Origin of the sequence: Escherichia sp. MR, from assembly GCF_005280595.1 — a bacterium.
Taxonomy (GTDB): Bacteria; Pseudomonadota; Gammaproteobacteria; order Enterobacterales; family Enterobacteriaceae; genus Escherichia; species Escherichia ruysiae.
Genome location: NZ_SZVK01000004.1, coordinates 41,923 through 67,819 on the forward strand (window position 1 = coordinate 41,923; position 25,897 = coordinate 67,819).

A 25,897-nucleotide genomic window follows, 5' to 3' on the forward strand; every position below is an offset into this window, starting at 1 on the left:
GCCGGGCTTTGCTATACAGACCAATCACTCTTAATATAAGCTATTGATTCTTCTTAATTATAACCGCGCGTTAGAATTAACCTTCCCGCCATAAACGCTCCTACGCAAAAATCCCTCACAACTACCCTGTCAATTTGCCAGATTTCACGTACACGCGCCCATATCCCCGCTACCGGATACACGCCCGCTTATACCGGACACCGGATAAACAAAGGCCCAGGTAGTTAGCAACCTACCCAGGCCCCGCGCATGGTTTTAATGCCATCATTATTAAACATGCTAATACTAATCAAATCATAATTATCACAACTTATAATCGAACAAAAAACACACAAACCAGATAATGATTTTTTCTGGTTATACTTATCTAAAAAAGTGGTATAGGATGTAACTTATTATTTTGTAAGGATAAATTTATTGCGTGGTAAGATGAACAGGCTTGCGCACCTCCCGAAAAACACGCGAAAATCAAAGCGTTCTTTCTTTTTTTGTTTTTATTTTTTCATTTTCTCTTTCTTCTCTTTTCCGGTTTCTCTTCTTTCTGGTTTTGGTTTTTTCCTTTTTATTTTTATTCTTTCTTCAGGGTTGTGGTGAAAACACCAAAACATTTTAGCCACAAAAGCATTAATTTCATCCTGCCAGACCAATCATTTTCACCGGATACACAGCCGGATATAATCCCACTAACACCCCACCACACCGCGCCACGCCTGATAACTACCGTATTCAGGAAGGAAATGCGAGTGATTTCACCGTCACCGGCACAACCGATCCGCCAAAAAGAGGCGTACCAATGTCGATATAGTCCCCCGCGCGAACAATCACTTCGTCAATGACTGCCAACGGGAGTTGTTGTAGCTGTGGGCGCAATAACATGCCCAGAGCTTTACCAAAGTCCTGCCCGGCTACCACCAGCAGGGGATGCGGATTCGGAAAACGTGCGACGAAATCGACCAGCGCGTTGATGACCGTCAGTACCGAGGCGTAACGCACCGGAAGCCCGGCGGGAAGCGCCAGCACGTACGCGTCAGTTTTGGGGCATAGATCAAGCTGAATCAGCGCCTGTTGCCAGCCATTCACCAGATCCGTTTCATCAATTGGGATCGCCACTGGCAAATTGCGCAGCGGCAGTTGTACGCCCTCCAGCCAGATAGTGCTGCCCGAGAGCGAAAGGGTATGCGCGCCCGCGCCAATCACCGTGGCGCGCACGGTTTGCGCCGGAAACTGCACGTTCATTTCACGCAGGCGCGGATGCTCATGCAGCGCCGTTGCCAGCAACGGGCCAATATCGGCAAAACAGAACGGGTCAGCGGGCTGGTGGCGATAACATTCGCCAACCCCGCCGGAGAGCGTAATGATTTCCGGCGTAGCGCCTGCGGGCAGCAAACCGGTTTGCATCAATGCCTGCGCGAGCGGCGAGAGCGTACCGTCAATCACTTCGACAATCAGCGCCGCCATCCGCCGGGTGACCTGCACCAGTTGCGCACCGGTCAGTGAACGGGCATCGGTGCCTGCGCCGAAGCACTCATCCACAACCATCTGCCCCGGTTTATGGGCGTAAACCACGCGCCCCTGGCTGTCGGTTTCCAGCAGGCGACCGCCGACGTTGAGGCAGGCAGTCCCGCTGATTTTTCCGGCATCGAACAGGGCGTAGTTCGCGGTGCCACCGCCGATGTCAATATTCAGTACCCGACATAACCGTTGTTCAGAAAGGGTTTGCGCCCCGGCGCCGTGGCCTGCAATCACGGATTCGAGATGCGGTCCGGCGCTGGCGACGACAAAATCGCCCAGCGACCGGGAGAGCGCCATCACCGCCGGACGGGCATTGCGGGTTTTCGCGCTTTCGCCGGTGATGATGATGGCGCCGGAATCAACGCTTTCCGGCGCGATGCCTGCGGCCTGATATTGCTCGAGGATTAAGGATTTCAGTTCCGCTTCTTTTAGCCCGCCCTGTTTATCGACAGGGGTAAAGAACACCGGGCTTTGCCAGCTAATTTCGCGTTTGATAAATTCGTAGCGCGGCACCTGCGACACCGCCGCACGGTTAACCAGTTCCAGATGGGAGAAGATCACCTGAGTGGTGGTGGTGCCGATATCTATACCGACGCTCAGTAGCTGGCGAGTGCTCACGATTGCGCCTCCGCTGCGTTTTTAGCCGTTGCCGCGTCTTCTTTTGGCACCAGCATCATCGCCACGCCAATCGCCGTGACGCCGCCGATCAGCTTGCCAACAATCATCGGGAAGATCATGGCGTTCATGTTGGCAGCCGCGAAGCCTAAATGGTCGCCCAGGGCGAAGGCTGCGGAAACGGCGAAGGCACAGTTGATGACTTTGCCGCGAGTATCCATCTGCTTCATCATGCCGAACATCGGGATATTGTTGGCAAGCGTCGCCACCATGCCTGCTGCCGCGATATTGTTCATATTCAGCACTTTACCGACGCTCATCAGCGGTTTTTCAAACCAGCGGGTCAGTAGCAGTACCATCGGATACGCGCCAAGCAGGACGCAGGAGATCGAACCGATAACCTCAATCGCGCGCATCACTTCACCAGGTTTGTCGCCAGGCGCCATGAAGATGGGATCAAGACCGGGGATCAGTTCCCAGCCAAGCAGGAATTTCACCACCGCAGCGGCAAGACCGAGGGTGATTAATGCAACGAGAAATTTGGCAAAGATCTGGAAGCCGTTGATCATTTTTTCCGGGATGAACTTCAGCCCCAGCGCCACCAGCACCGCAACGATAAGTACCGGGATCATGTTCATCAGAATCAGGGCGAAGGTGAACTCCACCGGCTGGCCGTTGATCTGTACGCCTGAGTACATTGCCACCAGGCCACCGGCGATACAACCTATCGGAATGGTCACAATGCCCGCCAGTACGCCGAGTGCCAGATAACGACGATCTGAGGGTTCGATAATGCCGAGCGCCACCGGAATGGAAAACACAATCGTTGGCCCCATCATCGATCCGAGAATTAACCCAGAGTATAGCCACGCTGCTACGTCACCGCCCGCCAGCTCTTTGGCGAGGAAGAAGCCGCCCATATCGCACGCCAGCAGTGTTCCGGCGAACATGGAAGGGTTTGCGCCGAGCATTTCATAAACGGGGATGATTACCGGCCCAAGTACATGCGCCAGTACCGGCGCCAGCGCGGTCATACCGACCATCGCCAGACCCAGTGCGCCCATCGCCATAAAGCCTTCTTCGAACTGCCCGCCCGATCCTTCAATACTTTTACCGAATTTACCGAGGAAACGTGCAGAACCGCCGAACTGCGACAAGATCCTGTCTACGGCCGCTATCAGCATAAAGAACATCATGATGTACATGATGATTTCGTTAATTCCCATCGCCTTTACTCCCTGTTAGTTGTTATTTATTGGCGGATGCGGCGTGAACGCCTTATCCGCCCTACATGTGCAATCCCGTAGGCCGGATAAGACGCGGCAAGCGTCGCATCCGGCATTTATTGTGCTGCTGCGTACAGGCCGACAATCTGTTCCAGGCTGGCGGTACGCGGATTACTGCGCAGACAAATATCTTCCAGCGCGGCCTGCGCCCATGCGCCGTAATGCGCAGATGTCGCACCAACATCGCCCAGTCGTTTACCAATCCCAACTTCCGCAATCAGCTCACTAACCGCGTTAATAGCATCACGCTCGTCGGATTTTTTAGTTCGCAGCGCCCTGCCTACCTGACTAAAACGTTCGCGGCATACCATCCGGTTAAACTCCATCACCGTTGGCAGCAGCATGGCATTCGCCAGACCGTGCGGAATATGCAGCACCGCGCCCGGCTGATGCGCCATCGCGTGGCATAACCCAAGCCCCGCACTGGAAAACGCCATTCCCGCCATGCATGATGCGAGCAACATACTTTCGCGCGCGGCAAGGTCGTGCCCGTAGCCCACCGTTTTCGGCAGCGATTTACCAATCATCGCAATGGCGCCAATCGCCAGACTGTCGGTAAACGGTGTGGCGTTCAGTGCGCTATACGCTTCAATGGCATGGGTTAACGCATCGATGCCGGTCATCGCCGTGACATGCGACGGCACGCCTTCGGTCAGCGCGGCATCGAGAATCGCCACATCCGGCATCAGCGAGGCATGTGCTAACACCTGCTTGCGCCCGCTCACAGCGTCGATAATCACCGTTACGTTAGTGGTTTCAGAGCCGGTTCCGGCGGTCGTTGGAATGGCAATCAACGGCAGGCGCGGTTGCAGAACGCGGGTTTCTGACATTTCTGCCAGCGTGCTATCGGGGTTCGTCACCAGCAACGCCACGGCTTTCGCCGCATCGAGCACCGATCCACCGCCAAACGCAATCACCCCATCGCAACCCGATTCACGCAGTTGCGCCACAGCCGCACACACGTCGGTAATACACGGTTCGCCCACCGGACATGGCCAGAGCGTCATGGCGATACCTTTTACCGCCAGGCTACGCATAAGCCCGGCGGTCATCCCCGCCTGATGCAAAAAGCTGTCTGCCATCACGAACAGATGTTTCAACCCGCGCATTTGCGCTTGCTGTCCGCAACTGCTCACCGCACCAGAGCCGCAAAGCGTCACCGGCGGGACGCTAAATGTTTTTACCCGTTGCAGATTCAGGGCATCGAATGCCTGAAAGAGCGCGGTCTGCAATTCATTTTGCATAGATCCCCTCCGCTTTCTCTCGCCCGCTACTGGCAATCGCCAGCGGGGTCATAAACAGACTGTGCTGCGGTAAATGCACCTGGAATGTCGGGAATTGTTTGCGAAATAGCTCCGCCACGCCCGGTTGCATACAGGAGCCGCCTGCCAGCCATAAATCAGTAATGCCCTGCCCTGCGATATGCCGCGCGACAATGTCCGCCATTTTTTCGTACACCGGTTTCACCACAGGCCAAATCTCTTCACCGTGACCGCGCTTGTACTGCTCCGCCTCTTCCAGCGGAATACGACGATTTCCGGCGAGCGTCAGAGAAATGTGATGTCCGCCGGTGGCTTCATCCGCCGAGTAAGTCACTTTGCCCTGTTTCACGATGGCAATACCGGTGGTGCCGCCGCCAATATCCACTACGCCGGCGTTATCCAGTTGCAGCAGATCCACCACCGCCGTTGGTTCATCCAGAACATGGCTGACTTCCAGTCCGGCAGATTCCAGTACGTTGATGGAAATACGCGCATCCGTACCTGGGGGAAATGACGTCGCCGCATGGCTAAAACGGCGACCGAATTGCTGCTCAAGGGTGTCGAGATGGCGACGAACAATGGTGACTGCGCCGAAGAAATCCCAGACGATGCCGTCGCGGACCACATCGGCCCAGTCGAGGCATACCGCCACCGGCTGACCTTCGCGGTCGACAACCATCGACACCACATCGCAGGTGCCCAGATCCACCCCCAGCCACAGCGGAGACTCCGTCGCGCCAGGCGTCTGGTTACACAGCGTTGCCGCCGTTTGCAGACGCGGGGTGAGCCATTGTTCGTCGTGCGCCATCGGTTACTCCTTAAACAATGCGAAACGCATCGACTAATACACAGCGACGCAGACGGACAAACGTCCGTGCGCTGGTTACCCCTTCACCGGTTGGCGTGGTGATGGTCATGGTGGTCCAGCCTTCCCCGCCCAGACCCAGCCCGGCAATGCACGGTCCGTTCTTAACGAAAATGCTGGTATCAATGGCGTTCGCCATCTGGTTCATGTTTTCGATATTGCGCGAGTGCATTGCCGCCGTATGGTGGCAACCGCCTTCCAGTTTCACCGCCAGCGCAATGGCATCCGCCACATTGGCGACGCGCACCACCGGCAGTACCGGCATCATCAGTTCGGTCACGGCAAAAGGATGTTCTGCGGTGGTTTCCACAAACAGCAAGCGTGTTTCTTGCGGCACGTTCAGGCCGATTGCCGCCGCGATTTTCGCCGCATCGCGACCTACCCAGTCGCGGCTGACTGTGCCCTTTCCGCGTTCGTCGATATTTTTCAGCAACACCGGTTGCAACTGCTGCGCCTGCTCTGCGGTCAGTTTCACCGCGTTCTGGCCTTGCATCAGACGCATCAGTTCATCGGCTACGCTATCGACGACAATCAGTACCTTTTCATCGGCACAAATAATGTTGTTATCGAAAGAAGCTCCTTTGACAATGGACTGAGCGGCACGGGCAAGGTCGGCGGTTTCATCCACCACTACCGGCGGGTTGCCTGCACCTGCGGCTATCAGACGTTTATTGGTGTGTTTGCGCGCCGCTTCCACCACTGCTTCGCCGCCGGTCACCACCAAAAGGCCGATGCCCGGAAACTTGAACAAGTGTTGCGCGGTTTCGATATCCGGATTTGCCACAGTCACCAGTAAGTTTTCCGGCCCGCCTGCGGCAACAATCGCCTGGTTGAGCAGCGTAATCGCCCGCTGGGAGACTTTTTTCGCCGCCGGATGCGGGGCAAAAATGACGCTGTTGCCCGCCGCAATCAGGCTGATGGCGTTATTAATAACGGTCGCCGCCGGGTTAGTGGACGGCGTTACCGAAGCCACCACGCCCCAGGGCGCGTTTTCAATTAGGGTCAGGCCGTTGTCGCCGGTCAGCACCTGCGCAGAGAGACACTCAACGCCCGGCGTACCGCGCGCCTGAGCGACGTTTTTGGCAAATTTATCTTCCACGCGCCCCATGCCGGTTTCACTGACGGCAAGTTCCGCTAAATCTCTGGCGTGTTTTTCGCCTGCTTCACGAATGGCAGCAATAGCTAACTGGCGCATTGCCACGCTTTTTAACCCCTGCTGAGCAATTTTGGCTGCCGCAACGGCGTCATCCAGGGAAGCGAAAACGCCCATCTCATGAACGACGGCGGGCGGCATGTCGCTGCTTTGCATTTTCAGCAGTACCGCTTTCACCACCTGTTCAATATCCTGTTGATTCATGATGTTCTGCCTTATTTGTGGAAAATTACCTGACCGCCAGAGACCACCTCATCGACGATGCCAATCACGCACAGATCGACCGGTGACGTTTCGCTTTTATGCGCCTGGCGGGCGGAACTGCCACTCACCAGCAACACCCACTCCCCGGCTCCTGCGCCAATGTTGTCGATGGCAACGGCACACTGCCCGTCAGGGTTTCCCTGTGAATCAATCATTTCCACCATCAGCAATTTGTCATGCGCCAGTCCGTGATGGCGTACGGTACAAACAATTTGTCCAGTGACGACTGCCAGTTTCATACCCGCCTCCGTGGCGTATTTCAGGTAAAAGCTCCCCCTACCCTCCGCAGAAGGTAAATAGAAAAAGGAGAGAGCGTGACGCCCGAATCGACGTCACACAGGGTGATTACAGGTTACTGCTGTCGCCTTTCAGGCCGATCGGGAACACTTCTTCCAGGTCGCCGTGCGGACGCGGGATAACATGTACAGATACCAGCTCGCCGATACGCTGTGCCGCTGCGGCACCGGCATCGGTCGCCGCTTTACAGGCTGCAACATCACCACGAACCATAGCAGTACACAGGCCGCCGCCAATTTGCTTAACACCAACCAGCTTGACGCGCGCAGCTTTAACCATCGCGTCAGAAGCCTCAATCAGTGCAACCAGGCCCCGGGTTTCGATCATTCCTAATGCTTCCATTGTGCTTTCCTCTTTATCAGGGTCCAGAACGGGACCGTTCATTCAACCAGTGTTTGTAAACTGCTTTCGCGGTTCACTTCTGTCTGACGCGGTACGGCTGCCACCAGCGCCAGTTCGATAATTTCCTGTACGCTACAGCCACGAGAGAGATCGTGCATCGGCGCGGCAAGCCCTTGTATCAACGGTCCGACGGCACGATATCCGCCAAGTCGTTGTGCGATTTTGTAGCCAATATTTCCTGCCTCCAGCGACGGAAAAACCATTACATTCGCTTTGCCCTGTAGCGGGCTGGCAGGCGCTTTTTGCGCCGCGACATCCGGCACGAAGGCGGCGTCAAACTGTAATTCTCCATCCACCACAAGCTGTGGCGCGCGTTCACGGACGATTTCGGTCGCCTGCTGAACGTTAGCAACGCAGGGGTGACGGGCGCTGCCGTTGCTGGAAAACGACAGCATCGCCACGCGCGGTTCTTCTCCGGTGATAGCGCGCCAGGTGTCGGCGCTGGCAAGCGCGATATCCGCCAGTTGCGCCGCCGTCGGCTGTGGCACCACGCTGCAATCGGCAAAACCCAACGCGGAGCCGCTGTACTGCGGCAGCATCAGGAAAATGGAGGAGAGCGTTTTACAGCCCGGCTGCAAACCAATAATGCGTAATCCGGCGCGTAACACATTCGCCGTGGAAGAGAGGTTGCCCGCAATGCAAACATTCGCTTTACCGGCGCTGACCATTGCGGCGGCAAACATCAGCGGATCGGTTAGTTTATCCAGCACGTCCGGCGGCGTTTTATCGCCTGCGCGAGCAAGCCAGCGGTGGGCAAATTCTTCCCGCATCGCAAGATTGCTGTGTGGATCTATCACCTGTAGCCCGTCCATCGCCACACCATGACTGAGCGCAAACTGGCGAAGTTCAAACGGATTGGCGACCAGAATGGGCGTTGCCAGAGCTTGTTGATGTAAATATTGCGCGGCTTTCAGCACACGTTGATCTAACGCATCCGGAAAAATCACTCTGGCGGGCGCTCGCAACGCCAGTTCACGACAACGTTCAATTATCATGGCGTCTCTCCCAGTCGTTGTTGGATCTGCTTCACCGTTAGCGGCTGCTTCGTCACGCTCAGGATCATCATCACGTAAACTGTGCTGGAAAGGCGGTTCAGCGCCTGCAAGATGTCCGGACGTACTACGTCAAAGCTGCGGGTGATAAACACCTGCGCCGCTACGGTTTCGGTTTCACGCACTTTGGTGCGTAGCAGATTGAGCAACGCGGCATCGCGCCCGTGGCTGGCTTCCGGCACCAGATGATCGTGATCGAGATAACGCAGAGGCTGATGGGAAAGCCGATGCAGATCTTCGTCAGAAAGCCCGACAATCGCTTGATTGCCCAACGGTTCCCCCAGCGCATCGGCGCGCATAATGTTGCCAAGACGCGAACGGATGTCCGCCAGCCACGGCTGCCACGGTTCCGCCAGTTCAATTTGCAGCCACACTGTCAGCGCAATGGTGCTGTCGAGAACAGCGCGAAAACCCAGGCGCGGATCGCTTTTAGCGACCATTTTTTCCGCCGACAGATGAGTCAGCGTGTCTGGCTTTTTCGCCACCGGCTGGTGGCAGAGTTCGCAGCACGCCTGCGGATATTCATCGCTACTGGTCAGCCCGTGAACGCGCTGCGGCTGCTGCTGTTCATCGTCAACAAACAGGCTGCCCTGCTCGTCAATAAACTTGATGCGCAGATGGCGGCTTTCCAGTAACTCCCGGGCAGAGGGCGTCAGGCGACTGTGCGCAGGGAGATGGATCTCTGCGCCTTCGCTAAGCGTATGGTTCGCTCTTAGCCATGCTTCGGTGATGAAATCTTTCATAGGGATTGCCAGTTAGCCGGCCAGGCGACATACAGGAATTTCTCGCTGGATGTCGTACCAAATTCGATGCTGGAACCCTTCGGGATAAACATCACGTCGCCCGCTTTGGCGATCATGGTTTCGCCTTCATGGCGAACGTGCAGTTCACTTTCCAGTACCATGTCGATTTCGTCGTAGTTCAGCTTCCACGGGAAGAAGGCGTTATCCCACTGCATAAAACCCGCAGCCATGCTGCTGCCGTCATCTCCGGTAACCAGGTCGGTCAACCCGACGCATTGAGGCTCCGCGCCGTCGAAACGACCAAACTTCACGCTGCCGCCATCGATAACTTTGATGCCGCCTTTGCCGGTCACCGATTTAAAACTCGACTGCATTGCGCCCTGCTCCAGCGACTGCTTTTCCTTCATCACTTTTTCCATCAGTTGCGCGACCAGGCTTTCGGTAAACTGGCCTTCCGGCAGTTGGGCGATGATGGTTTCGCGAATGCGCTGACTTTCGGTTTTATCGGCAGGCGCGCTGGCAGGAACGGACGCCGTTACCGGTGTCGATTCATCGCATTCGGTGATGGTAAACCCCAGCAGATCCGCCACTTCTCGCGCTTCCGGGGTGATAATGCTGGCGCGCAGAACCACGGACATTGCCTGTTCGCCGCGCGCATAGGCTTCACGAATATCATTCGCTGTGATGAGTTTTTTCACCTGCTTCCTCCTGTTCGGTGAGAGATGCCAGATAATCCACCAGTTGCTGCACGCTTTGCGGGTCGTGGCTGTTTAGCTCGAAAATCGGCTCTTCAAAGCCAGTCTCGCGCAATAACTGTCGCGTTGCGGCGACGTCAGCATCCGGCATGTCCGTTTTACTGATGACGGCGATTTGCCGTTTCGTGACGCCAATATCCAGCAACCCGGCAGGTAATCGGCTTTCCGGGTCATTCGCGCCGTGGACATATATCAGCATGTCCACATCCTGTAGCGTGGTAATTAAGGCGTGATACCAGCGGGGATGGCTAAAATATTCACCTGGCGTATCAATATCACCCTTATTATTAAATTCCACAGCCTGCGTTTTTCGCGCGAGGGTATAATCCCCTTGCAACGCATTAAATAACGTTGTCTTTCCTGCTCCGACAGCACCCACAAACGCAATTCGTTTCATGAATGCCTCGCATTAACTTTTGGTCATTTCACAAAGCGTATAATTTAATAAGCGCCCTAAACCGCTGACGGTTTGTGATAACGCTTCTTCTACCGCGCCCACCGAGCCATAAATCACCAGCGCGCCGCTAAAACGGTCAAGAAAACCGATATGCACATCGGCGGCTTTCAGTGCTAAATCGCCGGCGATCATCGCTGTTTCACCGGGAGTTAGCGTCATAATGCCGATTGCGCCAGCATCGGGAACGCCGATTTTCTTCGCCAGTTCCTCACCGGGATGCGCAATTAAATGCGCCAGCGTGACCTGTTTACCGGGCACAAATTCCTGAATGATGCGTTCTTTATCCATGAGTCGCCGCCTGTGAAAAATCTGGCGCTATCGTGACAATTTTTCGTCAGAGTAAATAACAAAATTCGGCAAGGGAGTTTAAAAGGTGAGGTAGATCACTAAGAATGGAGAGATATTTTATCTAATGCATAAATTTTCATGTACAGCACATGAATATAATTAAATTGATATTGATTTATTTTTATATGGCGCGCTTTATTATTCGAAAAACAAGTAATAATCCCTTCTGATATATTGCGATAAACCGCTTACCCTGAATATTCAGGGTAAGCGTAAGAGTTAAGAAAGAATTACAGCGGCTGGGTTTGCGCTTCAACCACGGCCAGCGCCACCATGTTGACGATACGACGTACCGACGCGATTGGCGTTAATACGTGAACCGGTTTCGCCACGCCCATCAGCACCGGACCAACCGTTACACCTTCCGAGCTGGAAACGCGTAGTAAGTTGTAACTAATGCGGGCGGCTTCCATATTCGGCATCACCAGAATATTAGCGGAACCTTTCAGAGAGCTGTCCGGCATACGATCGTTGCGAATCGCTTCCACCAGCGCCGCATCACCGTGCATTTCGCCATCAATCATCAGTTCTGGCGCACGTTCCCTGACCAGTTCCAGGGCTTTACGCATTTTGCTGGACGACGGGCAATTTGAAGAACCAAAGTTGGAGTGCGAGAGTAAGGCAACACGCGGCTCAATACCGAAACGACGGACAGTTTCTGCCGCCATCAGCGTGATCTCCGCCAGCCCTTCTGCGTCTGGATCATCGTTGACGTAGGTGTCAGCAATGAAGGTGTTACCACTCGGCAGCAGCAGCGCGTTCATTGCGCCTGCGGTGTGAACGCCATCGCGATAACCAAACACATTTTTCACCACACTAAAGTGTTCGTGATAATCCCCCACCGTACCGCAGATCATTGCATCGGCTTCGCCACGCTGAACCATAATCGCGCCGATCACTGTCGGATTGCCGATCAATGCACGCTGTGCCTGTTCCTGGGTGACCCCGCAACGTTTCATGATCTGGAAGTATTCGCTCCAGTACTCTTTAAAGCGCGGATCGGATTCGTTATTGACGATCTCAAAATCAACGCCCGCTTTGATCTGCAAGCCCAGTTTCTGAATACGCATTTCGATCACGTTCGGACGACCAATAAGAATCGGTTTCGCCAGTCCCAGCGTTACCAGTTCCTGAGTCGCGTGCAACACGCGCGCCTCTTCCCCTTCCGGCAGCACCACGCGCTTCGGCGCTTTGCGAGCCTGAGAGAAGATCGGCTTCATAAACAGGTTGGTTTTGTAAACGAACTCGGTCAGTTTGTCGATGTAGACGTCGAAATCAGCAATCGGACGCGTCGCCACACCGGACTCCATTGCCGCTTTTGCCACCGCTGGCGCGATCTTGACGATCAGACGCGGATCGAACGGTTTAGGAATGATGTATTCCGGGCCAAAGCTCAGATCCTGATCGCCATAGGCAGAAGCAACCACGTCACTCTGTTCCGCATGAGCCAGTTCAGCAATCGCACGTACCGCCGCCAGTTTCATCTCTTCATTAATAGCGGTTGCACCAACGTCCAGCGCGCCACGGAAAATGAACGGGAAGCAAAGCACGTTGTTGACCTGGTTTGGATAGTCAGAACGACCAGTACAGATGATGGCATCCGGACGCACTTCTTTCGCCAGCGGCGGCAGAATTTCCGGTTCCGGATTCGCCAGCGCCAGGATCATCGGCGCGCGAGCCATTTTCTTCACCATTTCCTGGGTGAGCACTTTCGGGCCGGAGCAGCCAAGGAAAATATCCGCGCCTTCAATTACATCGTCGAGGGTACGTTTACCGTCATCCACCACCGCATAAGCGGCTTTGGTTTCCGCCATGTTCGGCTCTCGACCCTGATAGATAACGCCTTTCGAGTCACAAACCACGATGTTATGTTTTTGCAGCCCCAGTGCCACCAGCAGGTTCATACAGGCGATGGCGGCTGCCCCCGCGCCGGAAACTACCATCCGCACGTCGGAGATGTTTTTCTCTACCACGCGCAAGCCGTTAAGGATAGCGGCGGTGCTGATGATTGCCGTTCCGTGCTGGTCGTCGTGGAATACCGGAATGTTCATCCGCTGGCGCAGTTTCTGCTCAATATAGAAGCATTCTGGCGCTTTAATGTCTTCGAGGTTGATGCCGCCAAAGGTCGGTTCCAGCGCAGCGACCACTTCGATAAATTTGTCCGGATCGAGTTCATCAACTTCAATGTCAAACACATCAATCCCGGCGAATTTCTTAAACAGAACGCCCTTGCCTTCCATCACTGGTTTGCCTGCCAGCGCGCCAATGTTGCCTAACCCCAGTACCGCCGTACCGTTGGAGATCACCGCCACCAGGTTACCGCGCGCAGTATATTTGTAGGCTTTTAACGGATCTTTCTCGATTTCAAGACAAGGCGCGGCGACGCCAGGTGAGTAGGCCAGCGCCAGATCGCGCTGCGTGGCCAGAGGTTTAGTGGGAGAAACCTGGATTTTCCCTGGAACTGGAAATTCATGGAAATCAAGTGCACTTTGTTTTAACTGGTCATCCATTTGGTTGTTCCTTTCACGTAACGTTCACAAAAATGCGTGGGCAACTGCCTCAGCCCACAACATGGCGCACATTATTACCTTGCCGGAGCTTTCAGACTTTGAGCAAGTCCAAACTCTCCTCATAAAAATAATATTTTGGCAATAATCCTATAACACTGATGTTACCTGCTTAATCCGGCAATACCATGCCTGTCTGCTATGCTTTTTTGATGCGATTAGCAAAATTTCTCAGAAGTGTGAATTAACGCACTCACCTAACACTTTACTTTTCAAGGAGTATTTCCTATGAACGAGTTAGACGGCATTAAACAATTCACCACTGTCGTGGCAGACAGCGGCGATATTGAGTCCATTCGCCATTATCATCCTCAGGATGCCACCACCAATCCTTCGCTATTACTCAAGGCTGCCGGATTATCACAATATGAGCATTTAATAGACGATGCTATCGCCTGGGGTAAAAAAAATGGTCAAACGCAGGAACAACAAGTGGTAGCTGCCTGCGATAAGCTGGCGGTCAATTTCGGTACAGAAATTCTCAAAATCGTACCCGGTCGTGTATCGACAGAAGTTGACGCACGCCTCTCTTTTGATAAAGAAAAGAGTATTGAGAAAGCGCGTCATCTGGTGGATTTGTACCAGCAGCAGGGCGTTGAGAAATCACGCATTCTGATCAAGCTAGCTTCAACCTGGGAAGGGATCCGCGCGGCAGAAGAGCTGGAAAAAGAAGGCATTAATTGCAATCTGACGCTGCTGTTTTCCTTTGCTCAGGCACGCGCCTGTGCAGAAGCGGGCGTTTTTCTGATTTCGCCATTTGTCGGGCGTATTTATGACTGGTATCAGGCGCGCAAGCCGCTGGATCCGTATGTGGTGGAAGAAGATCCGGGCGTTAAGTCGGTGCGTAATATCTACGACTATTTCAAGCAGCACCGCTATGAAACCATTGTGATGGGCGCAAGTTTCCGCCGTACCGAGCAAATCCTCGCTTTAACCGGTTGCGATCGTCTGACTATCGCGCCGAACTTGCTGAAAGAGTTGCAGGAAAAAGTCTCGCCAGTCGTCCGCAAATTGATCCCGCCTTCTCAGACGTTCCCACGCCCTGCCCCCATGAGCGAATCGGAGTTCCGTTGGGAGCACAATCAGGATGCGATGGCGGTAGAAAAACTGTCTGAAGGTATCCGCCTGTTCGCCGTCGATCAACGCAAACTGGAAGATCTTCTTGCCGCCAAACTATAAACCAGCCACGGAGTGTTATATGTCCCGAAAAGACCTTGCCAATGCTATTCGCGCGCTCAGTATGGATGCGGTGCAAAAAGCCAATTCTGGTCATCCCGGCGCGCCGATGGGCATGGCCGATATTGCCGAAGTGCTGTGGAACGATTTTCTTAAACATAACCCCACCGATCCAACCTGGTATGATCGCGACCGCTTTATTCTCTCCAACGGTCATGCCTCGATGCTGCTCTACAGTTTGCTGCATCTGACCGGTTACGACCTGCCGCTGGAAGAGCTGAAGAACTTCCGTCAGTTGCATTCAAAAACCCCAGGACACCCTGAGCTTGGCTATACGCCAGGCGTTGAAACCACCACAGGGCCGCTGGGGCAAGGGCTGGCGAACGCGGTTGGACTGGCGATAGCAGAACGTACGCTGGCGGCGCAGTTTAACCAGCCGGATCATGAAATTGTCGATCACTTCACTTATGTGTTTATGGGCGACGGCTGCCTGATGGAAGGTATTTCTCACGAAGTCTGTTCGCTGGCGGGCACGCTGGGGCTAGGCAAGCTGATTGGTTTTTACGATCACAACGGTATTTCCATCGACGGTGAAACCGAAGGCTGGTTTACCGACGATACGGCAAAACGTTTTGAGGCCTATCACTGGCATGTTGTCCATGAAATCGACGGTCACGATCCGCAGGCGGTGAAAGAAGCGATTCTCGAAGCGCAAAGCGTGAAAGATAAGCCGTCGTTGATTATCTGCCGCACGGTGATTGGCTTCGGTTCGCCTAATAAAGCGGGTAAGGAAGAGGCGCACGGCGCACCACTGGGGGAAGAAGAAGTGGCGCTGGCACGGCAAAAACTGGGCTGGCACCATCCGCCATTTGAGATCCCTAAAGAGATTTATCACGCCTGGGATGCCCGCGAAAAAGGCGAAAAAGCGCAGCAGAGCTGGAATGAAAAGTTTGCAGCTTATAAAAAAGCCCATCCGCAACTGGCAGAGGAGTTTACCCGCCGGATGAGCGGAGGTTTGCCGAAGGACTGGGAGAAAACGACGCAGAAATATATCAATGAGTTGCAGGCGAATCCGGCGAAAATCGCTACCCGTAAGGCGTCGCAAAATACGCTTAACGCTTACGGCCCCATGCTGCCGGAACTGCTCGGCGGTTCGGCGGATCTGGCTCCCAGTAACTTAACCATCTGGAAAGGTTCGGTGTCGCTGAAAGAAGATCTGGCAGGGAATTATATTCACTACGGAGTGCGTGAATTTGGTATGACCGCCATCGCCAACGGCATCGCGCACCACGGTGGATTTGTACCGTATACCGCGACGTTCCTGATGTTTGTTGAATACGCCCGCAACGCCGCACGTATGGCGGCGCTGATGAAAGCGCGGCAGATTATGGTTTATACCCATGACTCGATTGGTCTGGGGGAAGATGGTCCGACGCACCAGGCGGTTGAGCAACTGGCCAGTTTGCGCTTAACCCCGAATTTCAGTACCTGGCGACCGTGCGATCAGGTGGAAGCAGCGGTGGGCTGGAAGCTGGCGGTTGAGCGCCACAACGGGCCGACGGCGCTGATCCTCTCAAGGCAGAATCTGGCGCAGGTGGAACGTACGCCGGATCAGGTAAAAGAGATTGCTCGTGGTGGTTATGTGCTGAAAGACAGCGGCGGCAAGCCGGATATTATTTTGATTGCTACCGGTTCAGAGATGGAAATCACCCTACAAGCGGCGGAGAAATTAGCGGGAGAAGGTCGCAATGTTCGCGTGGTTTCCCTGCCCTCGACCGATATTTTCGACGCCCAGGATGAGGAATATCGGGAGTCGGTGTTGCCTTCTAACGTTACGGCTCGCGTAGCGGTGGAAGCAGGCATCGCCGATTACTGGTACAAATACGTTGGCCTCAAAGGTGCGATTGTCGGGATGACGGGTTATGGCGAATCGGCTCCGGCGGATAAGCTGTTCCCGTTCTTTGGCTTTACCGCCGAGAATATTGTGGCAAAAGCGCATAAGGTGCTGGGAGTGAAAGGTGCCGGATGCTGATTGCCGGATGCGACGCTGACGCGTCTTATCCGGCCTACAGCGTCTTATCCGGCCTACATGTTCCCGCCATTTTGTTTAACGGGTGATCCACAACGTGGGCCAGGCGTCTGGCCCATGCCAGTTATCGCAGGTGGGTTCGGCAGCGTAACGCACCAGGCGAAAACGCTGGCCGTCAAAACGCCAGCGCGCCTGAATGCCACAATCGCTTAATCCGCGACCTTTCGCTAAGGTCACCAGTTCACGCGTTTTTTCATCGAATGTTGCGTTCATCAGTTCCAGTTCATTCGTCTCCTGACCGTTGTGGAACGGCAAACGTAACCGTACCGGGCGCGAGGCCAGTGGCTTTTTACGCGATACAATCCACGCCAGATCAATGGTGTTATAGGCGCCCGCCTCACAGCTAATCATCATCAGCGCTTTATCATCAGTCAGCGCAGTGACATTCACCTCACGACGCAATGGATCAAGCGAGCAGCGCAGACCATTCATCCGCCAGTTTCCATAATCCAGCAAATCGTTGCGTTCTTCGAGTGAGAGTGGCGTCGGCGTTGGGTTAACCACCACGACCTCTTTCAGCGCAGGCGCGGGCGGTACGCTGAGCGGCGGTTCGTCCCCTTTCTTGATCCAGGCGGTTTCACTGCCAACGCGCTTTTGCTGAGCATCAATAAACAACAACGCCGCTTTTAATCCATTAAGAGAAATGGTCTGATCGCCGTCGCGTAAGGTAATTGCCTTCCCTTCCTGAATCATTTGCAAAAACGCGGTGATGGTCGCCGTATCATCGGTCACTAATAACCACGGCGAAATCCGCCACTTGTCCCCGCTTAACGCCAGCGGCTCGCCATCTAACAGCAGTCGTGGCGCTATCGCCTCTTCCGACGCATCCGGCGACTTCAACCCGCCGCGCTCAATACGTAAAACGGCATCGGTATGCGCCCCGGCACTGCGACTGAGAGTCATCACCAGTCCATTATGATTGCCAGTGTTGCGCGCTACGCAGAAATTTTGGTTGTTACAGGTGACCTGCCAGTCGGAAAACGTCCGTTGCGCTGGTGCTGCCCACGCCAAAGACGTCGGCAACAAAGCGAAAAAAAAGAGCAGGAAAATGCGATAGCGCATGGACGGTACGACCCCAGAAGTTCAAACAAACAGCACAAGTCGTATCTTCGTTGCGCAGGTAGCGCGGCTCAATCGGATTTATCGGATTGAGCCAATAATAAACAACGAAATATTATTGTTATTTTTCAGTCCATTAAATGTGACGTTTGTAAATAGTTAAGCAATAACACCGTCTTACCGTCACGTATCTCGCCGGTATTAATCATCTCAAGCGCCTGGCTGAACGGCAGCTCAAGCACTTCAATATCTTCATCTTCGACGCCGCCCCCCGCGTTAGCACGCTGACTGTCACTGTATTCGGCGATAAAAAAGTGGATTAGCTCGGTCACACCGCCAGGCGACATATACAGTTCAAATAATTTGCGTACTTCGCCAACCTCATAACCCGTCTCTTCAATCGCTTCTTTGCGAATGCACACTTCGGGTTCGTCGTTGTCCAGCAGCCCGGCACAGGTTTCAATCAACTGCCCGCTTTCATTGCCATTAACCCAGGTCGCGACGCGGAACTGACGAATCAGAACTACGGTCTTTTTCTTCGCGTTGTACAGGAGGATCGTCGCGCCATTGCCGCGATCGTAAACTTCACGTTTATGGCGGATAACTTCGCCATCTTTGCGGGTGAGATCGTAGGTAATGTTGTGCAGGGTGAAATAGTTATCGGAGAGAATTTGGTCTTTGATGAGGGTGATTTGTTGCGTCATACCGACTCCACAGCGCGAAATGAACAAGTATCTTACGCTGTGAAGTCGGGTTTGTCTGCGGATGGAATTAGTGAGATTTGACTGATTTTATCCCCAGCCAGTCAATAATTCCCTGCGCCGCATGGCGCCCTTCCGCCATTGCAGTCACCACGAGATCCGCACCGCGCACGGCATCGCCACCGGCGAAGATTTTCGGGTTCGTCGTCTGGTAACGGTACTGACTTTCAACATCAGCCACGATGCGCCCCCATTTATCCACCGTTACACCGTGTGACTGAAGCCACGGCATATCATGCGGATTAAAACCAAACGCCATAATCACCGCGTCGGCAGGCATGACAAATTCACTGCCTTCCACCGGCACCGGACGCCGACGCCCTTGTGCATCCGGCTCGCCAAGACGCGTGCGCAGGAAACGAATCCCGCAGACGTGACCTTGCTCATTCAATTCAAGCGCCACTGGCTGGACGTTAAATTCGAAGTTAGCCCCCTCTTCGCGGGCGTTCTTCACCTCTTTTTTCGAACCGGGCATGTTAGCTTCATCACGACGATAGGCGCAGGTGACGTTACTTGCGCCGTGGCGCAGCGCGGTGCGCACACAGTCCATCGCGGTGTCGCCGCCGCCCAGTACAACGACATTTAGCCCGGCGGTATTGATAAACGGCTCTTCCGGTAGCTCTTCGAGCCCCATCACCTGTTTAGTGTTGGCGATGAGGAACGGCAGCGCGTCATAAACGCCCGGCGCATCTTCATTGGGTAAGCCCGCTTTCATGGAACGGTAAGTGCCGACGCCAACGAAGACTGCGTCGTATTGTTCGAGCAGCGAATCCAAAGAGACATCTTTACCCACTTCACAATTGAGTTTGAAGTGAATCCCCATTGCGCTGAAGATTTCCCGACGGCGCGCCATCAGCGATTTATCCAATTTGAAAGAAGGAATGCCAAAGGTGAGCAAGCCACCGATTTCTGGATGGCGATCGTATACCGTCACCTCCACGCCGCTGCGGGTCAGGACGTCCGCACAGGCCAGCCCCGCAGGCCCCGCACCGATAATCGCCACTCGCTTGTCCACTTTGGTGACATGGCTTAAGTCAGGACGCCAACCTTTCGCCAACGCCTGATCTGAAATGTAGCGTTCAATGTTGCCGATAGTCACCGCGCCGTGCTCATCGCGAATGGTGCAGGCGCCTTCACACAAGCGATCTTGCGGACAGACGCGTCCGGTAATTTCTGGCAGGGTGTTGGTCTGGTGAGAAAGCTCGACGGCGGCGTCGATATTTCCGGCTTTCACCAGTTCAATCCACTGCGGAATATGGTTATGCAGCGGGCAGGTCCATTCACAGACGCTATGCTCGCCGCACTTCAGGCAGCGCGAGGCTTCCCGTTGTGCCTGGTCGGTGCGGAATGGCAGATAAATTTCATCAAAGCCGGTTTTGCGCGCTTCAATTGCCAGTTTATCCGGCTCGCCGCGCGCGGGCGTTGCCTGCATTTGCTCGACTTTACTCATTACCGGCATTTCTTGTGCCGCTGTACTGGTATGCCACGGTTGATGTTCCTGACGTGCAGTGCGCAAGCGGCGAGATTTCGCTATGCCGGAGAGTGCGGCGTCGGTGACCAGTTGCAGCGCATCCGCCGGGCAGTTTTCGACACAGGCGGGGCCGTTTTCTCGCCCTGCGCACAGATCGCATTTATGTGCCGTGGCTTTCACTTTACCCGCTGTGACGGGTGTCAGGACAATCTGCATGGTGCCAAACGGACAGGCTACCACACAGGATTTACAGCCAATACACTTTTGCTGATTGACCTGAATGCTGTCATCAACATGGCTGATTGCGCCATTGGGGCAGCTACGGGCACAGGGCGCATCTTCGCAATGGTGACAGGTCACTGCACTACGTTGCTGCTGATGTTTGATAACCGTAATTCGGGGATGAAAATGGTGTTGGCTCAGGACATGTTGCTCATCATTGTGAGCCATGACACAGGCAATTTCACAAGCATGACAACCCAGACATTGCTGACTGTTGGCCATAATAAAACGATTCATAACGACCTTCTTTTTTGGTTGTAAAAACCTTATTCTTTATATGAGTGTTGTTATTACCCGACTTGCAGGGGAATCGGCAATGTCCATGTGCCCAGAACAAGTAACTATTTCGCTATAAACTGTGGCAGATCAAATAATCCCATCACTGACTAAATTGCGTTTCAACAACCTGGAACATTAATGATTTTATGTGGAGAAGACGCGTGTGATTGTTAAACGACCCGTCTCGGCCAGTCTGGCCAGGGCCTTTTTTTACATTGTGCTGCTGTCGATTCTTTCCACGGGTATCGCCCTGCTAACTCTGGCGAGCAGTTTGCGCGACGCTGAGGCGATCAATATTGCCGGATCGCTGCGTATGCAGAGTTACCGCCTGGGCTACGACTTGCAAAGTGGCAGTCCACAACTCAATGCGCATCGCCAGTTGTTCCAGCAGGCGCTGCATTCACCGGTATTAACCAATCTCAACGTCTGGTATGTGCCAGAGGCAGTAAAAACCCGCTATGCGCATCTGAATGCCAACTGGCTGGAGATGAATAATCGGCTCAGCAAGGGGGATTTGCCGTGGTATCAGGCCAATATCGATAATTATGTCAATCAGATAGACCTGTTCGTGCTGGCTTTACAGCACTACGCTGAACGCAAAATGCTGCTGGTGGTGGCGATTTCGCTGGCTGGCGGCATCGGTATTTTCACGCTGGTCTTTTTTACTCTGCGCCGCATACGCCATCAGGTCGTTGCCCCACTGAATCAACTGGTTACCGCCAGTCAGCGTATTGAACACGGTCAGTTCGACTCACCGCCGCTGGATACCAGCCTGCCCAATGAGCTGGGACTGCTGGCCAAAACCTTTAACCAGATGTCGAGCGAACTGCATAAATTGTACCGTTCGCTGGAAGCGTCAGTAGAAGAAAAAACCCGCGATCTCCACGAGGCCAAGCGCCGTCTGGAGGTGTTGTATCAGTGTTCGCAGGCGCTGAACACCAGCCAGATTGATGTGCATTGTTTCCGCCATATTTTGCAGATTGTTCGCGACAATGAAGCGGCTGAATATCTGGAGTTAAATGTCGGTGAAAACTGGCGGATTAGCGAAGGAAAGCCCAACCCGCAACTGCCGATGCAGATTTTACCGGTGACCATGCAAGAGACGGTTTACGGCGAGCTGCACTGGCAAAACAGCAACGTGTCGGCCTCCGAACCGCTGCTTAATAGCGTTTCATCGATGCTGGGGCGCGGTTTGTACTTTAACCAGGCACAGAAACATTTTCAGCAATTGCTGTTGATGGAGGAACGCGCGACCATCGCCCGCGAATTACACGACTCGCTGGCTCAGGTGCTTTCTTATTTGCGTATCCAGTTGACGTTACTGAAGCGTTCGATACCGGAAGATAATGCCACCGCACAAAGTATCATGGCCGATTTTTCCCAGGCATTGAATGATGCGTATCGGCAGTTACGCGAGCTGCTGACCACTTTCCGCCTCACGCTGCAGCAGGCGGATCTCCCTTCCGCGCTGCGGGAAATGCTGGATACATTACAAAATCAAACCAGCGCCAAACTGACCCTCGACTGCCGCTTGCCAACCCTGGCGCTGGATGCGCAAATGCAGGTGCATCTGTTGCAAATTATTCGTGAAGCGGTGCTGAATGCGATGAAGCACGCCAACGCCAGCGAAATCGCTGTTAGCTGCGTCACCGCACCGGACGGCAACCACACGGTCTATATCCGTGACAACGGGATTGGCATCGGTGAACCGAAAGAACCTGAAGGCCATTATGGTCTGAATATTATGCGCGAGCGCGCGGAACGACTGGGCGGAACGCTGACATTTTCGCAACCTTCCGGCGGCGGCACGTTAGTGAGTATTAGCTTTCGCTCTGCGGCGGGTGAGAAAAGTCAACTGATGTAATACCTCTTGTTGACCAAAGAATACGGGCACTTAAGGTTCAGTATAAAAGGGCATGATAATTTACATTATCTCCTTTTTTTCTCCACGATTGGCTCGTACCTTGCCGCTACAGTGAAGCAAGTCAAGCCTACAACGATACGCAGAAACACGAGGTCCTCTTTTAATGGCGAATTTCTTTATTGATCGCCCCATTTTTGCCTGGGTACTGGCAATCCTGTTGTGTCTGACAGGAACCCTGGCGATTTTCTCATTGCCCGTTGAACAATACCCGGATCTCGCGCCGCCGAACGTGCGAGTGACCGCTAACTATCCAGGCGCTTCGGCTCAGACGCTGGAAAACACCGTAACCCAGGTTATCGAGCAGAATATGACTGGCCTCGATAACCTGATGTATATGTCGTCACAAAGCAGTGGCACCGGTCAGGCATCTGTCACCTTAAGTTTTAAAGCCGGAACCGACCCGGACGAGGCGGTGCAACAGGTGCAAAACCAGCTGCAATCGGCCATGCGTAAACTCCCACAGGCGGTACAAAACCAGGGCGTGACAGTACGTAAAACCGGCGATACTAACATCCTGACCATTGCTTTCGTCTCTACCGATGGTTCGATGGATAAACAAGATATTGCCGATTACGTTGCCAGCAATATTCAGGATCCGTTAAGCCGCGTTAACGGCGTTGGTGATATCGACGCCTATGGTTCACAGTATTCGATGCGTATCTGGCTTGATCCGGTAAAACTGAACAGCTTCCAGATGACGGCTAAAGATGTAACCGACGCCATTGAGTCACAGAACGCGCAGATTGCGGTCGGACAGCTTGGCGGTACACCTTCTGTCGATAAACAAGCATTGAACGCTACTATTAACGCCCAGTCGCTGTTGCAAACGCCTGAACAGTTCCGCGATATCACCTTGCGGGTAAATCAGGATGGTTCGGAAGTGAAACTGGGCGATGTTGCCACCGTCGAAATGGGGGCGGAGAAATACGATTATCTTAGTCGCTTTAATTGTAAGCCTGCCTCCGGTCTGGGAGTAAAACTGGCTTCCGGCGCGAACGAAATGGCCACGGCGAAGCTGGTACTGAACCGGCTCGACGAACTGGCGCAATACTTCCCTCCCGGTCTGGAATATAAGGTGGCGTATGAAACCACCTCGTTTGTTAAAGCCTCCATTGAAGACGTGGTGAAAACCCTGTTAGAAGCTATCGCGCTGGTTTTCCTCGTCATGTATCTGTTCCTGCAAAACTTCCGCGCTACATTGATTCCAACTATCGCCGTGCCGGTGGTGTTGATGGGCACTTTCTCCGTGCTTTACGCCTTCGGTTACAGCGTCAACACCTTAACCATGTTTGCGATGGTGCTGGCGATCGGTCTGCTGGTGGATGACGCCATCGTGGTAGTGGAAAACGTCGAACGTATTATGAGTGAGGAAGGACTCACTCCTCGCGAAGCTACACGTAAATCGATGGGGCAGATCCAGGGGGCACTGGTCGGGATTGCGATGGTGCTGTCGGCGGTATTTGTGCCAATGGCCTTCTTTGGCGGCACGACCGGAGCTATCTATCGCCAGTTCTCTATTACCATTGTTGCGGCGATGGTGCTGTCGGTGCTGGTGGCGATGATCCTCACTCCGGCGCTGTGTGCCACGCTACTTAAGCCACTGAAAAAAGGTGAGCATCACGGGCAGAAAGGCTTTTTTGCCTGGTTTAACCAGATGTTCAACCGTAACGCCGAACGCTACGAGAAAGGGGTGGCGAAAATTCTCCACCGCAGCCTGCGCTGGATTTTGATTTACGTCCTGCTGTTAGGCGGTATGGTGTTTCTGTTCCTGCGTCTGCCGACGTCATTCCTGCCACTGGAAGACCGTGGCATGTTCACCACGTCGGTGCAGCTACCCAGCGGTTCGACCCAGCAACAGACGCTGAAAGTGGTGGAACAGATCGAGAAGTATTACTTCACTCATGAGAAAGACAATATCACGTCGGTATTTGCCACGGTCGGTTCAGGCCCTGGCGGCAACGGGCAAAACGTGGCGCGTATGTTTATCCGCCTGAAAGACTGGAGTGAGCGCGACAGTAAGACCGGCACTTCGTTTGCCATTATCGAACGTGCAACGAAAGAATTTAATAAGATTAAAGAAGCCCGCGTTATCGCCAGCAGCCCGCCGGCAATTAGCGGTCTTGGCAGTTCTGCGGGTTTTGATATGGAGTTGCAGGATCACGCCGGAGCGGGTCACGATGCGCTGATGGCTGCACGTAACCAGTTGCTGGCGCTGGCAGCGGAAAATCCGGAATTAACCCGCGTGCGCCATAACGGTCTTGATGACAGTCCGCAGTTGCAGATTGATATCGACCAACGTAAAGCTCAGGCGCTGGGCGTTGCCATTGACGATATTAACGACACGCTGCAAACCGCGTGGGGTTCAAGCTATGTAAATGACTTTATGGATCGCGGTCGCGTGAAGAAAGTCTATGTGCAGGCCGCCGCGCCGTATCGGATGCTGCCGGATGATATCAACCTGTGGTATGTGCGTAACAAAGACGGTGGGATGGTGCCCTTCTCTGCCTTCGCGACCTCTCGCTGGGAGACAGGTTCGCCGCGTCTGGAACGCTATAACGGCTATTCTGCGGTAGAGATTGTCGGGGAAGCCGCACCGGGCGTCAGTACGGGTACAGCGATGGATATTATGGAATCGTTAGTGAAGCAGTTGCCGAACGGCTTTGGACTGGAGTGGACGGCGATGTCGTACCAGGAACGACTTTCCGGTGCGCAAGCTCCGGCGCTGTATGCCATTTCATTGCTGGTGGTATTCCTGTGTCTGGCTGCACTTTATGAAAGTTGGTCAGTACCGTTCTCGGTAATGCTGGTTGTACCGCTGGGAGTTATCGGCGCACTGCTGGCAACCTGGATGCGTGGGCTGGAAAACGACGTTTACTTCCAGGTGGGTTTATTAACGGTCATTGGTTTATCGGCGAAAAACGCCATCCTCATTGTCGAGTTCGCTAACGAGATGAACCAAAAAGGTCACGACCTGTTTGAAGCGACGCTTTATGCCTGCCGCCAGCGTTTACGCCCGATACTGATGACCTCGCTGGCGTTTATCTTCGGCGTACTGCCGATGGCAATCAGCAGCGGTGCCGGTTCCGGTGGTCAACATGCGGTGGGTACTGGCGTAATGGGGGGAATGATCTCCGCCACCATTCTGGCGATTTACTTCGTGCCGCTGTTCTTTGTGCTGGTACGCCGTCGTTTCCCTCTGAAGCCACGCCCGGAATAAGCAATAAAAAAGGCGACATGCCAACGTGTCGCCTTTTTCAACTTTCTGATAAAGAACCTGT

At 53.9% G+C, this 25,897-nt stretch carries 21 protein-coding genes; 4 read left to right on the forward strand and 17 right to left on the reverse strand.

Annotated elements, in window-relative coordinates:
* Positions 1 to 494: 494 nt before the first annotated feature.
* The 14 genes from FC814_RS22790 to maeB form a co-directional block, all read right to left on the reverse strand.
* Positions 495 to 647, reverse strand: coding sequence for a hypothetical protein (locus FC814_RS22790; RefSeq protein ID WP_001685288.1), 153 nt, complete (start codon positions 645 to 647; stop codon positions 495 to 497).
* Positions 648 to 726: 79 nt separating this feature from the next.
* Positions 727 to 2,130, reverse strand: coding sequence for an ethanolamine ammonia-lyase reactivating factor EutA (gene eutA / locus FC814_RS03015; RefSeq protein ID WP_000107567.1), 1,404 nt, complete (start codon positions 2,128 to 2,130; stop codon positions 727 to 729).
* Positions 2,127 to 3,353 carry an ethanolamine utilization protein EutH gene (eutH, locus tag FC814_RS03020; RefSeq protein ID WP_000512384.1) on the reverse strand — a complete coding sequence of 409 codons (1,227 nt, stop codon included), beginning with the start codon at positions 3,351 to 3,353 and terminating at the stop codon, positions 2,127 to 2,129. The genes eutA and eutH overlap by 4 nt, the downstream gene beginning before the upstream one ends.
* A 116-nt stretch (positions 3,354 to 3,469) precedes the next feature.
* Positions 3,470 to 4,657, reverse strand: coding sequence for an ethanolamine utilization ethanol dehydrogenase EutG (gene eutG, locus FC814_RS03025; RefSeq protein WP_137325492.1), 1,188 nt, complete (start codon positions 4,655 to 4,657; stop codon positions 3,470 to 3,472).
* Positions 4,647 to 5,483 (reverse strand): ethanolamine utilization protein EutJ, encoded by an 837-nt coding sequence (gene eutJ / locus FC814_RS03030; RefSeq protein WP_105281145.1) that lies wholly within the window; start codon positions 5,481 to 5,483, stop codon positions 4,647 to 4,649. Before eutJ ends, eutG begins: the two co-directional genes overlap by 11 nt.
* Positions 5,484 to 5,493: 10 nt before the next feature.
* Positions 5,494 to 6,897, reverse strand: a complete 1,404-nt coding sequence (locus FC814_RS03035; protein WP_137325493.1) for an aldehyde dehydrogenase family protein — start codon at positions 6,895 to 6,897, stop codon at positions 5,494 to 5,496.
* Between the two features lie 11 nt (positions 6,898 to 6,908).
* Positions 6,909 to 7,196 carry an ethanolamine utilization microcompartment protein EutN gene (gene eutN / locus FC814_RS03040; protein WP_000762199.1) on the reverse strand — a complete coding sequence of 96 codons (288 nt, stop codon included), beginning with the start codon at positions 7,194 to 7,196 and terminating at the stop codon, positions 6,909 to 6,911.
* A gap of 106 nt (positions 7,197 to 7,302) precedes the next feature.
* The gene (gene eutM, locus FC814_RS03045) at positions 7,303 to 7,596 is read right to left on the reverse strand and encodes an ethanolamine utilization microcompartment protein EutM (protein ID WP_000387713.1); all 294 of its coding nucleotides are present in this window, start codon (positions 7,594 to 7,596) and stop codon (positions 7,303 to 7,305) included.
* A 38-nt stretch (positions 7,597 to 7,634) separates the two neighbouring features.
* Positions 7,635 to 8,651 (reverse strand): phosphate acetyltransferase, encoded by a 1,017-nt coding sequence (gene pta / locus FC814_RS03050; RefSeq protein WP_000582949.1) that lies wholly within the window; start codon positions 8,649 to 8,651, stop codon positions 7,635 to 7,637.
* Positions 8,648 to 9,451 carry an ethanolamine utilization cob(I)yrinic acid a,c-diamide adenosyltransferase EutT gene (gene eutT, locus FC814_RS03055; protein ID WP_137325494.1) on the reverse strand — a complete coding sequence of 268 codons (804 nt, stop codon included), beginning with the start codon at positions 9,449 to 9,451 and terminating at the stop codon, positions 8,648 to 8,650. The genes pta and eutT overlap by 4 nt, the downstream gene beginning before the upstream one ends.
* The gene (gene eutQ, locus FC814_RS03060) at positions 9,448 to 10,149 is read right to left on the reverse strand and encodes an ethanolamine utilization acetate kinase EutQ (protein WP_137325495.1); all 702 of its coding nucleotides are present in this window, start codon (positions 10,147 to 10,149) and stop codon (positions 9,448 to 9,450) included. The genes eutT and eutQ overlap by 4 nt, the downstream gene beginning before the upstream one ends.
* Complete coding sequence (gene eutP, locus FC814_RS03065; protein WP_000820741.1) at positions 10,124 to 10,603, reverse strand: ethanolamine utilization acetate kinase EutP; 480 nt, start codon at positions 10,601 to 10,603, stop codon at positions 10,124 to 10,126. The genes eutQ and eutP overlap by 26 nt, the downstream gene beginning before the upstream one ends.
* Positions 10,604 to 10,615: 12 nt before the next feature.
* Positions 10,616 to 10,951 (reverse strand): ethanolamine utilization microcompartment protein EutS, encoded by a 336-nt coding sequence (eutS, locus tag FC814_RS03070; RefSeq protein WP_000356956.1) that lies wholly within the window; start codon positions 10,949 to 10,951, stop codon positions 10,616 to 10,618.
* A 290-nt stretch (positions 10,952 to 11,241) separates the two neighbouring features.
* Positions 11,242 to 13,521: an NADP-dependent oxaloacetate-decarboxylating malate dehydrogenase gene (maeB, locus tag FC814_RS03075; RefSeq protein WP_137325496.1), complete on the reverse strand. Its 2,280-nt coding sequence runs from the start codon at positions 13,519 to 13,521 to the stop codon at positions 11,242 to 11,244.
* 285 nt (positions 13,522 to 13,806) lie between these two features.
* Here maeB and tal point away from each other — a divergent pair, with 285 nt between their 5' ends.
* Positions 13,807 to 14,757: a transaldolase gene (gene tal / locus FC814_RS03080; RefSeq protein WP_137325497.1), complete on the forward strand. Its 951-nt coding sequence runs from the start codon at positions 13,807 to 13,809 to the stop codon at positions 14,755 to 14,757.
* Positions 14,758 to 14,776: 19 nt separating this feature from the next.
* Entirely contained in the window at positions 14,777 to 16,786 is a 2,010-nt protein-coding gene (gene tkt / locus FC814_RS03085) for a transketolase (protein WP_032225925.1), read from the forward strand.
* Between the two features lie 75 nt (positions 16,787 to 16,861).
* On the opposite strand, the gene FC814_RS03090 is transcribed toward tkt, so the two are convergent.
* From FC814_RS03090 to aegA, 3 genes are all read right to left on the reverse strand, one after another.
* Entirely contained in the window at positions 16,862 to 17,905 is a 1,044-nt protein-coding gene (locus FC814_RS03090) for a DUF1176 domain-containing protein (RefSeq protein ID WP_137325498.1), read from the reverse strand.
* A gap of 125 nt (positions 17,906 to 18,030) precedes the next feature.
* On the reverse strand, positions 18,031 to 18,606 hold the full coding sequence (gene nudK, locus FC814_RS03095; RefSeq protein ID WP_010344584.1) for a GDP-mannose pyrophosphatase NudK: 576 nt from the start codon (positions 18,604 to 18,606) through the stop codon (positions 18,031 to 18,033).
* Positions 18,607 to 18,673: 67 nt separating this feature from the next.
* Positions 18,674 to 20,653 carry a formate-dependent uric acid utilization protein AegA gene (gene aegA / locus FC814_RS03100; RefSeq protein WP_001078905.1) on the reverse strand — a complete coding sequence of 660 codons (1,980 nt, stop codon included), beginning with the start codon at positions 20,651 to 20,653 and terminating at the stop codon, positions 18,674 to 18,676.
* A gap of 205 nt (positions 20,654 to 20,858) precedes the next feature.
* On the opposite strand from aegA, the gene narQ reads away from it, so the two are divergent.
* Entirely contained in the window at positions 20,859 to 22,559 is a 1,701-nt protein-coding gene (narQ, locus tag FC814_RS03105) for a nitrate/nitrite two-component system sensor histidine kinase NarQ (protein WP_137325499.1), read from the forward strand.
* A gap of 163 nt (positions 22,560 to 22,722) precedes the next feature.
* The gene (gene acrD, locus FC814_RS03110) at positions 22,723 to 25,836 is read left to right on the forward strand and encodes a multidrug efflux RND transporter permease AcrD (RefSeq protein WP_137325500.1); all 3,114 of its coding nucleotides are present in this window, start codon (positions 22,723 to 22,725) and stop codon (positions 25,834 to 25,836) included.
* Positions 25,837 to 25,897: the final 61 nt, after the last annotated feature.